Annotated in this window: 15 protein-coding genes and 1 other RNA gene; 9 read left to right on the top strand and 7 right to left on the bottom strand. The window is 61.6% G+C overall.

Features of this window, described 5'->3' with window-relative positions; all coding sequences use genetic code 11:
• Window positions 1-287: 287 nt before the first annotated feature.
• Window positions 288-2,498 (top strand): polyphosphate kinase 1, encoded by a 2,211-nt coding sequence (ppk1, locus tag BN1188_RS04860; protein ID WP_040260256.1) that lies wholly within the window; start codon window positions 288-290, stop codon window positions 2,496-2,498.
• Here the strand turns inward: ppk1 and ppx are convergent.
• Window positions 2,485-3,987: an exopolyphosphatase gene (ppx, locus tag BN1188_RS04855; RefSeq protein ID WP_040260254.1), complete on the bottom strand. Its 1,503-nt coding sequence runs from the start codon at window positions 3,985-3,987 to the stop codon at window positions 2,485-2,487. The genes ppk1 and ppx overlap by 14 nt on opposite strands.
• 234 nt (window positions 3,988-4,221) lie before the next feature.
• On the opposite strand from ppx, the gene trxA reads away from it, so the two are divergent.
• The 5 genes from trxA to BN1188_RS04830 all read left to right on the top strand — a co-directional run bounded on the left by trxA (window position 4,222) and on the right by BN1188_RS04830 (window position 9,356).
• Window positions 4,222-4,548, top strand: coding sequence for a thioredoxin TrxA (gene trxA, locus BN1188_RS04850; protein WP_040260252.1), 327 nt, complete (start codon window positions 4,222-4,224; stop codon window positions 4,546-4,548).
• 237 nt (window positions 4,549-4,785) lie between these two features.
• Window positions 4,786-6,045 (top strand): transcription termination factor Rho, encoded by a 1,260-nt coding sequence (gene rho / locus BN1188_RS04845; protein ID WP_040260251.1) that lies wholly within the window; start codon window positions 4,786-4,788, stop codon window positions 6,043-6,045.
• A gap of 112 nt (window positions 6,046-6,157) precedes the next feature.
• Window positions 6,158-7,624, top strand: a complete 1,467-nt coding sequence (gene ubiD, locus BN1188_RS04840) for a 4-hydroxy-3-polyprenylbenzoate decarboxylase (protein ID WP_040260250.1) — start codon at window positions 6,158-6,160, stop codon at window positions 7,622-7,624.
• Entirely contained in the window at window positions 7,625-8,590 is a 966-nt protein-coding gene (locus BN1188_RS04835) for a CDP-6-deoxy-delta-3,4-glucoseen reductase (protein ID WP_040260249.1), read from the top strand.
• Between the two features lie 76 nt (window positions 8,591-8,666).
• Entirely contained in the window at window positions 8,667-9,356 is a 690-nt protein-coding gene (locus tag BN1188_RS04830) for a gamma-glutamylcyclotransferase (RefSeq protein WP_084596151.1), read from the top strand.
• Here the strand turns inward: BN1188_RS04830 and BN1188_RS04825 are convergent.
• Entirely contained in the window at window positions 9,347-10,336 is a 990-nt protein-coding gene (locus BN1188_RS04825) for an NADPH:quinone oxidoreductase family protein (protein ID WP_040260248.1), read from the bottom strand. The two genes, BN1188_RS04830 and BN1188_RS04825, sit on opposite strands and share 10 nt — an antisense overlap.
• A 131-nt stretch (window positions 10,337-10,467) precedes the next feature.
• Between BN1188_RS04825 and BN1188_RS04820 the strand changes: the two genes are divergently transcribed.
• Window positions 10,468-10,878 carry a flagellar basal body-associated protein FliL gene (locus BN1188_RS04820; protein WP_040260247.1) on the top strand — a complete coding sequence of 137 codons (411 nt, stop codon included), beginning with the start codon at window positions 10,468-10,470 and terminating at the stop codon, window positions 10,876-10,878.
• Window positions 10,879-10,952: 74 nt separating this feature from the next.
• Here the strand turns inward: BN1188_RS04820 and BN1188_RS04815 are convergent, their stop codons facing one another.
• Window positions 10,953-11,402 (bottom strand): EVE domain-containing protein, encoded by a 450-nt coding sequence (locus BN1188_RS04815; RefSeq protein ID WP_040260246.1) that lies wholly within the window; start codon window positions 11,400-11,402, stop codon window positions 10,953-10,955.
• Window positions 11,403-11,594: 192 nt separating this feature from the next.
• Between BN1188_RS04815 and BN1188_RS21480 the strand changes: the two genes are divergently transcribed.
• Window positions 11,595-11,735 (top strand): hypothetical protein, encoded by a 141-nt coding sequence (locus BN1188_RS21480; protein ID WP_088776188.1) that lies wholly within the window; start codon window positions 11,595-11,597, stop codon window positions 11,733-11,735.
• A gap of 13 nt (window positions 11,736-11,748) precedes the next feature.
• Here the strand turns inward: BN1188_RS21480 and BN1188_RS04810 are convergent, their stop codons facing one another.
• From BN1188_RS04810 to BN1188_RS04795, 4 genes are all read right to left on the bottom strand, one after another.
• Window positions 11,749-12,357 (bottom strand): 5-formyltetrahydrofolate cyclo-ligase, encoded by a 609-nt coding sequence (locus BN1188_RS04810; RefSeq protein ID WP_040260245.1) that lies wholly within the window; start codon window positions 12,355-12,357, stop codon window positions 11,749-11,751.
• Window positions 12,358-12,418: 61 nt separating this feature from the next.
• A non-coding RNA gene (gene ssrS / locus BN1188_RS04805) (6S RNA) lies at window positions 12,419-12,597 on the bottom strand.
• Between the two features lie 32 nt (window positions 12,598-12,629).
• The gene (locus BN1188_RS04800; protein ID WP_040260244.1) at window positions 12,630-12,947 is read right to left on the bottom strand and encodes a cell division protein ZapA; all 318 of its coding nucleotides are present in this window, start codon (window positions 12,945-12,947) and stop codon (window positions 12,630-12,632) included.
• Window positions 12,944-13,153, bottom strand: coding sequence for a TIGR02449 family protein (locus BN1188_RS04795; RefSeq protein WP_040260243.1), 210 nt, complete (start codon window positions 13,151-13,153; stop codon window positions 12,944-12,946). The genes BN1188_RS04800 and BN1188_RS04795 overlap by 4 nt, the downstream gene beginning before the upstream one ends.
• Window positions 13,154-13,307: 154 nt before the next feature.
• Between BN1188_RS04795 and BN1188_RS04790 the strand changes: the two genes are divergently transcribed.
• Window positions 13,308-13,862, top strand: a complete 555-nt coding sequence (locus BN1188_RS04790) for a YecA/YgfB family protein (RefSeq protein ID WP_040260241.1) — start codon at window positions 13,308-13,310, stop codon at window positions 13,860-13,862.
• The last annotated feature ends 6 nt before the right edge of the window (window positions 13,863-13,868 follow it).

The following is a 13,868-nucleotide window of genomic DNA, read 5'->3' as shown; positions in this document are numbered from 1 at the left end:
CCTTCGGAGAAATTCATGAAAGTGTCGAAATGTGTCTCGACGTGAACATAACGGTCTTCAGCTACCTTATGGCAACTTAAACCGCACTGTCATCTGGCTGTCACATATTGACCTTATAACAGCCCGGCCCGTCTTCGACGGTGCTTCCCACCTCTTTGGCCTGGGCATGACCCGGCCCGAGTCTGGGCCGTGACCCCGTTTTGCGAGCCATCGTCACTGTAGCTGATCGACTTTGCCGTGCGTGCCGCCCATTGCACCCAGGGCCCCTGGCCCTTCAGGATGTTCAGATGAATAATGAAGCGCTCCCCGATCTTGTCGTAGAAGAGGCTCAACCTGTGACCGAACCCCTCCCGGACGTGGTCGCCGATACTCCTGCGGAACCTCCCATCGAGATTCCGCCAGCCCCGGCCGCCCCCGTGCCCGGCCTGGACGATGCCGTGATGTACAGCCATCGCGAGCTTTCGCAATTGCAATTCAACATTCGGGTACTGGAACAGGCGCTGGATGAGAGCTATCCCTTGCTGGAGCGGCTCAAGTTCCTGCTCATTTTCTCCAGCAACCTGGATGAGTTCTTCGAAATCCGAGTGGCCGGGCTCAAGAAGCAGATCACCTTCGCCCGTGAACAGGCCGGCGCCGACGGCCTGCAGCCCCACCAGGCCCTGGCTCGGATCAGCGAGCTGGTTCACGTCCAGGTGGACCGCCAGTACGCCATCCTCAACGATATCCTTCTGCCCGAACTGGAGAAGCATCAGGTCCGTTTCATTCGTCGCCGGTACTGGACGCCCAAGCTCAAGGCGTGGGTGCGTCGTTATTTCCGCGACGAGATCGCTCCGATCGTGACCCCGATCGGTCTGGACCCGACCCACCCTTTCCCATTGCTGGTCAACAAGAGCCTGAACTTCATCGTGGAACTGGAGGGGATCGATGCCTTCGGCCGCGATTCGGGCCTGGCGATCATCCCGGCCCCGCGCCTGCTGCCCCGAGTGATCAAGGTGCCTGAAGACGTCGGCGGGCCGGGGGATAACTTCGTTTTCCTCTCGTCGATGATCCATGCGCACGCCGATGACCTGTTCCAAGGCATGAAGGTCAAGGGTTGCTACCAGTTCCGGCTGACGCGTAACGCTGACCTGTCGCTGGACTCCGAGGACGTCGAAGACCTGGCGCGCGCCCTGCGCGGCGAACTGTTCTCGCGTCGCTACGGTGACGCGGTGCGCCTGGAAGTGGCCGATACCTGCCCCAAACACCTGTCGGACTACCTGCTCAAGCAGTTCAACCTGGCCGAATCCGAGTTGTACCAGGTCAATGGCCCGGTGAACCTGACTCGCCTGTTCAGCATCACCGGGCTGGACAGTCATCCGGAACTGCAGCACACGCCCTTCACCCCGGCGATCCCCAAACTGCTGCAGAACAGCGACAATATCTTCAGCGTGATTGGCAAGCAGGACATGCTCCTGCTGCACCCGTTCGAATCCTTCACACCGGTGATCGACCTGCTGCGCCAGGCCGCCAAGGACCCGCATGTACTGGCGATCCGGCAGACGCTTTACCGCAGTGGCAGCAATTCGGAAATCGTCGACGCGCTGGTGGACGCCGCGCGCAGCGGCAAGGAAGTGACGGCGGTCATCGAGCTGCGCGCCCGCTTCGATGAGGAATCCAACCTGCAGATGGCCAGCCGGCTACAGGCCGCGGGTGCCGTGGTGATCTACGGCGTGGTGGGCTTCAAGACTCACGCCAAGATGATGCTCATCCTGCGTCGCGAGGGCGGTGAGATCGTTCGCTATGCCCACCTGGGCACGGGTAACTACCATGCCAGCAACGCGCGCCTGTACACCGACTACAGCCTGCTGACCTCCGATGACGCGCTTACCGAAGACGTCGGCAAGCTCTTCACCCAGCTGATCGGCATGGGCAAGACCCTACGCATGAAGAAGCTGCTGCATGCGCCCTTCACGCTGAAAAAGGGCATGCTCGACATGATCGCCCGGGAAACCCAGTTCGCCAGCGAAGGCAAGCCGGCGCACATCGTGGTCAAGTGTAACGGCCTGACCGATCCCAAGATTATCCGCGCGCTCTACAAGGCCAGCCAGGCGGGCGTTCGCATCGACCTGATCGTGCGGGGCATGTGCTGTCTGCGCCCAGGCGTGCCAGGGGTGTCCCATAACATTCATGTGCGCTCCATCATCGGGCGTTTCCTGGAGCACACCCGGATCTTCTACTTCCTCAATGGGGGCGAAGAACAGTTGTTCCTGTCCAGTGCCGACTGGATGGAGCGCAACCTGGACAGGCGCGTGGAAACCTGCTTCCCGGTCGAGGGCAAGAAGCTGATCACGCGAGTGAAGAAAGAGGTGGAAGCCTACCTGACGGACAACACTCATGCCTGGGTGCTGCAACCGGATGGCACCTACGTGCGGCTCAGCCCCACGGGTAACCAGAACGCCCGTAACGCACAGGCGACCCTACTGGACCGCCTCAGCAACCAGGCCCTTACCGTACGGTAAGGGCGAACCCGACCCGGGCCAGCCACTCCGCCTCCAGGGCGAAGTCGGCCTGGGTCAGCGGGTTGTTTTCCAGCCACCCCGAAGGGAAGGCCACGTCCAGGGAGTCGCCGTGGGCCTTGAGCTGGACCTGGGGCATTTCCTGGGTGCCACGGATGTGATGGAACAGGATCGCGAAGCGCAGCAGCACGCATAGCCGGATCAGCTTGGCCCCCTCTTCACCGAACTCCGCGAAGCGCTCCTTTGGAATGTTCCTGCGGTGGCCGCGCACCAGTAGCGCCAGCATGTGCTGGTCTTCCCGCGAGAAACCGGCCAGGTCCGAGTGCTCGATGAGGTAGGCGCCATGCTTGTGGTAGTGGTAGTGGGCGATGTCCAGGCCCACTTCATGGACCTTGGCCGCCCAACTGAGCAGGTCTCGCCATACACCGTCGTCCAGGCTCCAGGCGCTGGCGACCTGGTCGAACGCTTCCAGGGCTTTCTCTTCCACCCGCGCGGCCTGGTCCAGGTCCACATGGTAGCGCTCCATCAGTGAGCTGAGGGTGCGTTCACGCACGTCCTCATGGCCATGGCGCCCCATCAGGTCATAGAGCACGCCTTCGCGCAGGGCGCCTTCGCAGTGATCCATGCGTTGCAGTTCAAGGGCATCGAAAATGGCTTCGAGGATGGCCAGGCCTGCCGGGAAAATGGCTCTACGGTCAGGCTTGATCCCATCGAAATCGATCTTGTCGGTGTCCCCGAGCTTGAACAGCTTGCGCTTGAGCCAGGCCAGGCCTTCGGCATTGACTTCGCCCGCGCCCATTCCCGCGGCCTTGATGGCCGAACCAATGGCGCGAATGGTACCGGACGACCCGATGGCTTCATCCCAGCTCAGTCGCCGCAGGGCATTCTCGATGCTCATGATCTCCAGCCGGGCCGCGGTATAAGCCTGTGCGTAGCGGGCCGGTGTGATTTTGCCGTCGCGGAAATAGCGCTGGGTAAAGCTGACGCAGCCCATTTGCAGGCTTTCACGCATCAGCGGCTCGAAGCGTTGACCGATGATGAACTCGGTGCTGCCACCGCCGATATCGGCCACCAGGCGTTTGCCGGGCGTATCGGCCAGGGTGTGGGACACCCCAAGGTAGATCAGTCGCGCCTCTTCACGGCCGGAGATCACTTCCACCGGGTGCCCGAGCAGAGCTTCGGCGCGGCGGATGAATTCAGCGCGGTTGCGGGCCTCGCGCAGTGCGTTGGTGCCCACGATGCGCACAGCGCCCAGGGGTAGACCATTGATAAGCTGGGCGAAGCGCTTGAGGCATTCCAGGCCGCGCTGCATGGACTCTTCGCTGAGTTGACGCTGTTCGTCGATGCCGGCAGCCAGCTGTACCTTCTCGCCGCTTCGCTCGAGAATGCGGATCTCGCCCCGATTGGGCTTAGCCACCACCATATGGAAGCTGTTGGACCCCAGGTCGATCGCAGCGATGAGGGACAGATTCGTCGGCTTGAGTGGCGGCATGGGCGAAATTCTCGGTCGATAACTCGAACATCCTGCCACGATCCGCTCGCTTCGCCAACGTTATGCCCCTGGCTTGAGCCGCGCGCCGTGGTCGGTAGCATTTTTCCGTAGGCAGCCTGTCATATGCAAAACGGCGATTTCTCATAGCTAGAGTCAATGGTCTAACGCTTTCGGTAACAAACGCTGAACGTTATGATGGGCTCAATCATCCAAGTTCCTGACCGGGAGATATTCATGAGCGACAAAATCAAGCATGTCACTGACGCGTCCTTCGAGGCCGATGTTCTCAAGGCCCAGGGCCCGGTTCTGGTGGACTACTGGGCCGAGTGGTGCGGCCCCTGCAAGATGATCGCGCCGGTGCTGGATGAAATCGCCAATACATACGAAGGCAAGGTGACCATTGCCAAGCTGAACATCGATGAGAACCAGGAAACCCCTGCCAAGCACGGCGTCCGGGGCATTCCTACGCTCATGCTGTTCAAGAATGGCAATGTCGAGGCCACCAAGGTTGGAGCCTTGTCGAAGTCGCAACTGGCCGCTTTCCTGGATGCCAATATCTAAGGTATCGTCAGTTGTTACAAAGCCCTGCTCGTTGCAGGGCTTTTTTGTTTTTGCTCACTAGACGCCTTTAGCCGCAAGTGTTAAATTCGGCCTTGCACTGGCCTCTCCAGTGCCCCCTTGCAAGTCGTCGCCGACGCATTCCAATTCGAAGTTGTGCGCGATCCTATCGCCTTCCCCGGCGCGGCACCTCTTAAGCCCTAAGCTTATTCCCTCCATACAGAACACGTCATTCCCTCTATGAACCTGACTGAACTCAAGCAAAAGCCGATCACCGACCTGCTCGAAATGGCCGAACAGATGGGCATCGAAAACATGGCCCGCTCGCGCAAGCAGGATGTGATTTTCTCCCTGCTGAAGAAGCATGCGAAAAGCGGCGAGGAAATTTCCGGTGACGGCGTGCTGGAGATCCTCCAGGACGGTTTCGGCTTCCTTCGCTCAGCCGATGCTTCCTACCTGGCCGGCCCGGATGACATCTACGTGTCGCCCAGCCAGATCCGCCGGTTCAACCTGCGTACCGGTGACACCATCGTCGGCAAGATCCGTCCGCCGAAGGAAGGCGAGCGTTACTTCGCCCTGCTCAAGGTCGACACCATCAACTTCGACCGCCCCGAGAACGCGAAGAACAAGATTCTCTTCGAGAACCTGACGCCGCTGTTCCCGAACCAGCGCCTGAAGATGGAAGCCGGCAATGGCTCCACCGAAGACCTCACCGGTCGGGTGATCGACCTCTGCGCACCTATCGGCAAGGGCCAGCGCGGCCTGATCGTGGCACCGCCGAAAGCCGGCAAGACGATCATGCTGCAGAACATCGCCGCCAACATTACCCGTAACAACCCCGAGTGCCACCTGATCGTCCTGCTGATCGACGAGCGCCCGGAAGAAGTGACGGAAATGCAGCGCACCGTGCGTGGCGAAGTGGTCGCTTCCACCTTCGACGAGCCGCCGACGCGTCACGTGCAAGTGGCCGAGATGGTCATCGAGAAGGCCAAGCGCCTGGTCGAGCACAAGAAGGACGTGGTCATCCTGCTGGACTCCATCACTCGCCTGGCGCGTGCCTACAACACTGTGATCCCGAGTTCCGGCAAGGTATTGACTGGTGGTGTGGACGCCCATGCCCTGGAAAAGCCGAAGCGTTTCTTCGGCGCGGCGCGCAATATCGAGGAAGGCGGTTCGCTGACCATCATCGCCACCGCCCTGGTGGAGACGGGTTCGAAGATGGACGAAGTCATCTACGAGGAATTCAAGGGCACCGGCAACATGGAGCTGCCGTTGGACCGTCGGATTTCCGAAAAGCGTGTCTTCCCGGCCATCAACATCAACCGCTCCGGTACTCGTCGCGAAGAACTGCTGACCGCCGACGACGAACTGCAGCGCATGTGGATTCTGCGCAAACTGTTGCATCCGATGGATGAGATCGCCGCCATCGAGTTCCTGGTCGACAAGCTCAAGCAGACCAAGACCAACGACGAGTTCTTCTTGTCGATGAAGCGCAAGTAAACTTCGTCCGGTTCGAAAGCGGCGCCTGATGGCGCCGTTTTTTTATCCGTATCCTGTACGTCGCCGGCAGAGCAGGTAAGCTAAGCGCCTATTTTGCACTGTGGCCTGGCCGATGGAATTCAAGGATCTTCGAGATTTCGTGCAGCAGCTTGAGCGGCGCGGCGAGTTGAAACGCGTCACGGTACCGGTGTCCCCGGTGCTTGAAATGACGGAAATCTGCGACCGTACGTTGCGCAAGCAAGGCCCGGCCCTACTGTTCGAAAAACCCACCGGGTTCGATATGCCGGTGCTGGGCAATCTGTTCGGCACCCCAGGGCGCGTGGCCCTGGGCATGGGCGCCGAGGATGTGGGCGAGCTTCGGGAAATCGGCAAGCTGCTGGCGTTTCTCAAGGAGCCCGAGCCGCCCAAGGGCTTGAAGGACGCCTGGTCCAAGCTGCCTATCTTCAAGAAGATCATTTCCATGGCGCCCAAGGTGCTCAAGGATGCACCCTGCCAGGAAGTGGTGCTGGAAGGCGAAGACGTCGACCTTGGCAAGTTGCCGATCCAGCATTGCTGGCCGGGAGACGTGGCGCCCTTGATCACCTGGGGGCTGACCGTGACCCGGGGCCCCAACAAGGAACGCCAGAACCTGGGTATCTACCGGCAGCAGGTGATTGGCCGCAACAAGGTCATCATGCGCTGGCTGAGCCACCGTGGCGGCGCGCTGGATTACCGTGAATGGTGCGAAAAGCACCCGGGCGAGCCCTTCCCGGTAGCCGTCGCGCTCGGGGCGGACCCGGCCACTATCCTGGGAGCGGTCACGCCTGTGCCCGACAGCCTGTCCGAATACGCCTTCGCTGGCCTGCTGCGTGGCCACCGTACCGAACTGGTCAAGTGCCGAGGCAGTCAACTGCAGGTACCCGCCAGCGCCGAGATCGTGCTCGAAGGGGTGATTCACCCTGGGGAAATGGCCGACGAAGGCCCTTATGGCGACCATACCGGCTACTACAACGAGGTGGACCGCTTCCCTGTATTCACGGTCGAGCGTATCACCCACCGCACCCGACCGATCTACCACAGCACCTATACGGGGCGGCCGCCGGATGAGCCGGCCATTCTGGGCGTGGCGCTGAACGAAGTCTTCGTGCCCATCCTGCAAAAGCAGTTCCCGGAAATCATCGATTTCTACCTCCCGCCGGAAGGCTGCTCCTACCGCATGGCGGTAGTGACCATCAAGAAGCAGTACCCTGGCCATGCCAAGCGGGTGATGCTGGGGGTATGGTCCTTCCTGCGTCAGTTCATGTACACCAAGTTCGTGATCGTGACGGACGACGATATCAACGCGCGCGACTGGAACGATGTGATCTGGGCGGTGACTACCCGTATGGACCCCAAGCGCGATACGGTGATGATCGATAACACGCCCATCGACTATCTGGACTTCGCTTCGCCGGTATCCGGCCTCGGCTCGAAGATGGGCCTGGACGCCACGCACAAGTGGCCTGGCGAGACGACCCGGGAATGGGGGCGTGTGATCGAGCGGGATCCTGCCGTGACTCGCCGCGTGGACGAACTCTGGAACCAGCTGGGAATAGACTGAATGCGCGTGACCTTGCAACCTTCCGGTGCTGTGCTGGACGTACAGCCGGGCGAGAAGATCCTCGAGGCGGCCCGGCGGTTGGGTTACGAGTGCCCCCATAGCTGCCGCAATGGCAATTGCCATGTATGCGCGGCGATCCTGGTCGAGGGGCGTATTCTCCAGGAGGGAGAAGAGCGAGACCACGGCGAGCTCTACACCTGTGTGGCAGAGCCCCTGGAAGACTGCGTACTGCTATGGGACGGCGTGCTCTCCCTTGGCGAACTGCCGGTTCGTGCGTTTACCTGCCAGGTCAGCGAGTGCACCGAAGTCGGCGGCGATGTGTGGCGTGTGCGGCTGCGCGCGCCCGCTGGCAAGCCGCCTCGCTACCATGCCGGGCAATACCTGCTCATCGAGCGCGAAGGCGCGGACAAGGCCGCCTTTTCCCTGGCATCCGCGCCCCATGGTGGTCGCGACCTTGAAATGCACATACTGGGCCGTGAAGAAAGCGCCGTGAAGCTTTTGGCGCAGTTGCAAAGCGAGCAGCTTGCCCGGGTGGAATTGCCCTATGGCGATGCTCATCTGGCCGAGCTTCCCGATGGGCCGCTGGTCCTCATTGCCGCGGGTACCGGCATGGCGCAAATGCACAGTTTGATCGAGCACTGCCGCGCGCAAGGCTTCAAGCATCCGGTCCATCTCTACTGGGGCGTTCGCCAGCCATCGGACTTCTACCGGATCGAGCACTGGGACGAGTGGCAGCGCCTGCCTAACCTATACCTGCATCGGGTCGTCAGTGACCTCTGTGGTTGGGAAGGCCGTTGCGGGCTTTTGCATGAGGCCGTGCGTGAAGACCTGACAGACCTGAGCGTCGTTCATGTGTACGCCAGCGGCTCACCGGCCATGGTGTACGCCACACTGGATGCCCTGGTGGGGGCCGGCATGGACGCTCATCAGATGCGAGCGGACGTCTTTGCCTATGCCCCACGATGACTGGTAGCTCCCTCCGGCGGTAGCCTTCGGTTAGAGTGACGCCGAAGCAATCTGTACCCATCCGGGGTTCTTCCTTATGTCGGCGATCGAACCTGCCCCCGCGCATGGGGTGGCCTACCCACCTGTGCTCAACACCCTGCAACTGAGTGATGAAGAGCTTGCCTGCTCTGTCGTCCAGACCATGGCTCTGCACAAGGGTGGGCCGGTATGGCTGTTCGCGTACGGGTCGTTGATCTGGCGGCCTGAGTGCAACAGCGCCGAGCGTCGGCGCGCGCGGGTGCATGGTTATCATCGCGGGCTGTACCTTTGGTCGCAGGAGCACCGTGGCACGCCGCAACGCCCTGGCCTGGTGTTTGGCCTCGATCGAGGAGGCTCTTGCACAGGTTTTGCCTATCGCTTGCATGAGGAGCATCTGGAGGCGTCGCTGATGGCCCTGTGGAAGCGCGAGATGCCGTACCCGTCTTATCGACCTCACTGGCTCAGTTGCCGGTTGGATGACGGCAGCAAGGTGCAGGCGCTGGGCTTCGTGCTGGAGCGGCACCTGCCCACCTACGCTGGAAACCTGCCTGATGATCTGCTGGTACAGGTACTGGCCAGCGCCTGCGGCCGCTCTGGAAGCTGCCGGGACTACGTGGAGCAGACCATCGCCGCGCTGCGCTCCCACGCCATGCCCGACCGCAATCTAGAGGCCCGATTCAAGCGCTGGCTGGAGATGGCCCTGGTGCCCGCTAGCACGCTACCTGAACCTGTGCTGCCTCAAGCCTGATCCTTGCGTACCTGCACGACCAGCTTGCCCACCGCGCGGCGCTCAGCCAGCGCCTGGATCGCCTGCGGTGCCTGATCCAGCGAATACCGGGCGGAAATGAGCGGGCGCAGGCGACCTTCACCATGCCAGGCGAAAAGCTGCCGGAAGTTGCTGGCGTTGTCATGGGGCTGGCGTTGAGCGAAGGCACCCCAGAACACACCGATCACGGCCGCGCCCTTGAGCAGGGCAAGATTGACCGGCAATTGCGGGATGCGACCACTGGCGAAGCCGATGACCAGCAGCCGGCCGTTCCACGCCAGGCAGCGCACCGCGGTATCGAAGGCATCGCCACCTACGGGGTCATAGATGACATCCGCGCCCTGGCCGGCGGTCAACGCCATCACTCGCGCTTTGAGGTCCTCGGTGCTGTAATCGATGAGTTCGTCTGCTCCGGCCATGCGCGCGGCTTCCAGCTTGCTCGCGTTGCTGGCGGCGGCGATCACCCGAGCGCCCATGGCCTTGCCGATCTCTACCGCGGCCAGTCCTACACCCCCGGCCGCGCCCAGTACCAGCAAGGTTTCTTCCGCCTGCAGGTTGCCGCGCTGGCGCAGCGCATGCATCGAAGTGCCGTAGGTCATGGCAAAGCTGGCGCCCTCGTCGAAGGGCATGCTCGCCGGCATCGGCATTATGTTGTACGCAGGCACTGCCACCTGCTCAGCGAAACTGCCCCAGCCTGTCAGCGCCATGACCTTGTCTCCCTGGCGCAGCGTACTCACTCCTTCGCCGATTGCCACCACTACCCCGGCGGCTTCACCCCCCGGGGCGAAAGGGAAGGGCGGCTTGAACTGGTACTTGCCCTCGATGATCAGGGTGTCCGGAAAATTCACGCTGGCGCTGTGGACCTGGACCACCACCTCGTTGCGTTTTGGCTCAGGCGCGGGCACGTCTTCGACCACCAGGCTTTGCGCCGGGCCGAAGGCTTTGCACAATAACGCTTTCATAGGCTATTCCTTTCCGGGTAATGGCCGATAAGTGTAGGTAAGCCCCCCGGCCGAGCAACGATGATGGCGGCGCCTGATAAGCTGCCATAACCGCCCGCTCGCCGCGTACACCATGAAGAGGAATCGCTGCTGTGAAACCCTGGATCGCCGTATTGCTGGCGCTGTGCATACCCTTTGCCGCTAACGCGAAGGAAGAAGAGCCCAAAGAAGGGCCACCTCCGGTGTCCTACTACTCCCTGAGCCCACCCTTGGTCGGAAACTACGCCATGGATGGGGGCCCGCGCCTGCGCGTGTACAAGGCCGACATCGCCCTGAAGGTTACCGGCCCCGAAGCCTTGGCCGCAGTCAAGCATCACGAACCGCTCATTCGCAATCAGCTGGTTCAGTTGTTCAACCAGCAAAGCCTGGAGGGGATGGCGTCGGGCGAAGCAAAGGAAGCCTTGCGTCAGGAAGCCCTGAAGCAAACCCAACAGGCAATCAATTCCGAGGAAGGCAAGCCGGTGGTCGAAGACTTGCTGTTCAATAACCTGATTGTTCAGTAAGGGTCATCCACCGATCCTGAAATCTTGAGAGGATTTAAGGTAGGGGTCGGTGGTGCTGCCTGCCTGGTAGGCTCTCACAGCAGGGCTGTCACTGCTTTCCATTCTTGGGCGGTCACCTCCATCACCGAAAGCCGGCTGCCTTTCTTCACCAGCGCCATCTCCGCTAGCGCAGCCTGCTGCTTGAGTAGGCCCAGGCCGAGTATTCGCGGGAACACCTGTTCGCAGGCAACGTCCACTGCAAGCCAGGGGTTTTTCTCAGGGCTGGCCTTTGGGTCGTGGTAGTGGCTGGTGGGGTCGAGCGCGGTAGGGTCGGGATAAGGGGCGCTGACGATGCGCGCGATGCCGGCGATACCGGGTTCAGGGCAGCTGGAGTGGTAGAAAAAGAAACGGTCGCCGGGTTGCATCAGGCGCATGAAGTTGCGCGCCTGGTAGTTTCGAACGCCATCCCAGCGGGCTTGGCCAAGGGTTTTCAGGCCTTCGATGGACAACTCATCGGGCTCGGATTTCATCAGCCAATAAGCCATGGCGGCGTCCTTTTTTTGTGGGGATTGCAGGGAAACCCAACCGGGTTGCATGGGCCGACAGCTGGTCGAAATCAGGGTTTGCATGTGGCTGGAAGCTGTCGGAGAATGCGCCCATTTTAAGCCAGGGGCATGCCGGTTGGGCCAGCTTCCAGGCTCGATCAATGTGTGAACGTGGTAGGGGGAGAATCATCGATGCGGCGTAAACCGGATCTATTATGGGTGCTTGTGTTCCTGTTCGGCCTGGGAGTGGTAACCACCGGTTACGCCCAGAGCCTTTGGGACCGCAAGGCCAGCGAGCCGGTGGACGTAACCTACGCGGTTCCGCTGCGCTAGGGTCCCACAAAGCCTAATTCCGGGCTCGATACCAACCTTTGTCAGTCACCGTTCCTTGCAGCGCTACATCCCAGCTGGCCTGCTGCAAGCGATCCACCTTCTGGCATTCATGAGCCAGGCCTAGCAGCCTGGGCTTGAGCCAGCACTTGCGCCGGGTTCGATAGGCCAGGCTGCGGTCGTAGAAGCCGCCGCCCATGCCCAGGCGCCCGCCATACTCGTCAAAGCCGACCAGCGGCAACAGCACCAGGTCAAGCGTCCAGATCGGCCGCTGTCGGCGCGGACTGGGCACGGGCTCGGCAATGCCGAAGCGATTGGCCCGCAGGCGCTCGCCAGGGAGAATGCGCTGGAACACCATCTTGGTACGTGGCCATGGGCTCAGCACGGGCAGGTAGGTGTGTATCCCGCGCTTTTGCGCGGCGCGTAGCAGGGGACGCGGGTCGATCTCGCCGTCATTGGGCAAATACAGGGCTATGGCGCGCGCCCGGCGCAATACGGGATGCTGGCCGAGTTGGCGGTACAACCCCTGGGCGGCGGCGCGCTGCTGTGCCGGAGACAATGCCTTGCGCGCCTCGCGCAGAAGTTTGCGAAGCTGGCCGCGAGAGTAACGAGAAGCTTGGATCATGTGATCAGCGACTCCCTGGGAAGGAATGGCCAATCGAGGCCCCCGCATGGAGGAAAAGAAGAGACTCCCCGACGTACCGCTGTCGGTGTAGCCCTTGAACCCGAAAGTTCAAGGTGGAGATTGCAGGGGGCTTTAAGGCTTTCCGTCGAGCGGACATGCACACCAGCCCCGACGTGCAACTTCCGTGGTTGTGCGTATCGGCTCAGGGACATGACCGACTGGCGCGCACTACAGGGAGCGGACGCGAGTATACCCCAAACCATAGGTCTGAATCAGCCCTTGGAAGTCATCTGACTAGCGGCAAGGGCCTGGTCGACCCGTTCCAGCAGGCCACGTACCTGTTCCCGGGTGGCGCCGCCTGGCTGGGCTTCACTGGTGTCCTTGCGGTGCAGCAGGTCGTGAGTGATGTTCAAGGCCGCCATCACGGCAATGCGATCGGCACCAATGACTTTGCCACCGCTGCGGATCTCGCGCATCTTGCCGTCCAGGTAACGCGCCGCGCTGATCAGGTTACCGCGCTCTTCCGGCGGGCAGATGATCGAGTATTCCTTGTCCAGGATTTGCACGGTAACGCTATTGCTCGAATTCATGAGTCTTGCTCCAAGGCCTTGAGGCGCGAAATCATCGATTCGACCTTGCGGCGAGCGACTTCGTTTTTCTCGATGAGGTAGGCACGTTCCTCGCGCCAGGTTCGTTCCTGGGCGTGGAGGAAGGCGTTCTGCCGGTTCAGCTGCTCGACGCGTTCGATCAGTAGTTCGATCTTGCCCATCAGCGCTTGCAGGTCGTTCTGTTCCATGGGAGGCAGTTAAGGTGTCCTGGTTGGGAGGCGGCGTGAACGAATGCAGACCACGACGCGGGCCGGCGGTTGCGTCGATGGTCTTGGCTTACCTGCCGGTGTAGGATACGAAGCCTTCATTCTAGACATTGCGCCGCCTGGCGCCTAGCTGCCCATGCCTAACACCAGCTCTCCCTATTCCGCTTTCGCCACGCTGCTCGCCAGCAATGGCTATCCCGTCACTCCCGCCGAGCTGCAAGGCCTGCTGCTTGGACGTAGCTGCGCTGGCGCCGGCTTCGACGCCGAGCCCTGGCTCGATGACGCCGTGGAAGTGCTTGGCGCGCCGGCCGAGGGCAATGTCCGTCAGGCATTGCTCGGCCTGCAGGAAATGGTCAAGGCCGAACTGACCGGCGATGACATGACTGTAGTGCTGCTCTTGCCGGGTGACGAACTGCCCCTGGCCGAGCGCGCGGCCGCCCTTGGCCATTGGTGCCAGGGCTTCCTGACCGGCTTCGGTCTGGCCGCCGGGGCTGCGCCCTTGAGTGCCGAGGCCCGGGAAGTGCTGCAGGACCTGTCCGCCATCGCCCAGGTCCAGGACGCCCTCGAAGAGTCCGAAGACGGAGAAAGCGACTACATGGAAGTCATGGAATACCTTCGCGTCGCGCCATTGCTGCTGTATTCGGAGTTGGCCAAGCCAGCCGCTCCTGCGACCAAGCCCTCCTTGCACTGACCCGGG

It is taken from the genome of Pseudomonas massiliensis (genome assembly GCF_000826105.1).
GTDB lineage: Bacteria > Pseudomonadota > Gammaproteobacteria > Pseudomonadales > Pseudomonadaceae > Aquipseudomonas > Aquipseudomonas massiliensis.
This window is presented reverse-complemented; position numbering and strand designations above follow the sequence as displayed.

Bases quoted from the DNA above. Each gene is read 5' to 3' on its own strand.
- BN1188_RS04810 (WP_040260245.1), bottom strand. From the start codon at position 12,357: ATGATCCAAGCTTCTCGTTACTCTCGCGGCCAGCTTCGCAAACTTCTG.
- ppk1 (WP_040260256.1), top strand. From the start codon at position 288: ATGAATAATGAAGCGCTCCCCGATCTTGTCGTAGAAGAGGCTCAACCT.
- BN1188_RS04830 (WP_084596151.1), top strand. From the start codon at position 8,667: ATGTCGGCGATCGAACCTGCCCCCGCGCATGGGGTGGCCTACCCACCT.
- BN1188_RS04800 (WP_040260244.1), bottom strand. From the start codon at position 12,947: ATGAATTCGAGCAATAGCGTTACCGTGCAAATCCTGGACAAGGAATAC.
- BN1188_RS04815 (WP_040260246.1), bottom strand. From the start codon at position 11,402: ATGGCTTATTGGCTGATGAAATCCGAGCCCGATGAGTTGTCCATCGAA.
- ppx (WP_040260254.1), bottom strand. From the start codon at position 3,987: ATGCCGCCACTCAAGCCGACGAATCTGTCCCTCATCGCTGCGATCGAC.
- ubiD (WP_040260250.1), top strand. From the start codon at position 6,158: ATGGAATTCAAGGATCTTCGAGATTTCGTGCAGCAGCTTGAGCGGCGC.
- trxA (WP_040260252.1), top strand. From the start codon at position 4,222: ATGAGCGACAAAATCAAGCATGTCACTGACGCGTCCTTCGAGGCCGAT.
- BN1188_RS21480 (WP_088776188.1), top strand. From the start codon at position 11,595: ATGCGGCGTAAACCGGATCTATTATGGGTGCTTGTGTTCCTGTTCGGC.
- BN1188_RS04795 (WP_040260243.1), bottom strand. From the start codon at position 13,153: ATGGAACAGAACGACCTGCAAGCGCTGATGGGCAAGATCGAACTACTG.
- rho (WP_040260251.1), top strand. From the start codon at position 4,786: ATGAACCTGACTGAACTCAAGCAAAAGCCGATCACCGACCTGCTCGAA.
- BN1188_RS04835 (WP_040260249.1), top strand. From the start codon at position 7,625: ATGCGCGTGACCTTGCAACCTTCCGGTGCTGTGCTGGACGTACAGCCG.
- BN1188_RS04825 (WP_040260248.1), bottom strand. From the start codon at position 10,336: ATGAAAGCGTTATTGTGCAAAGCCTTCGGCCCGGCGCAAAGCCTGGTG.
- BN1188_RS04790 (WP_040260241.1), top strand. From the start codon at position 13,308: ATGCCTAACACCAGCTCTCCCTATTCCGCTTTCGCCACGCTGCTCGCC.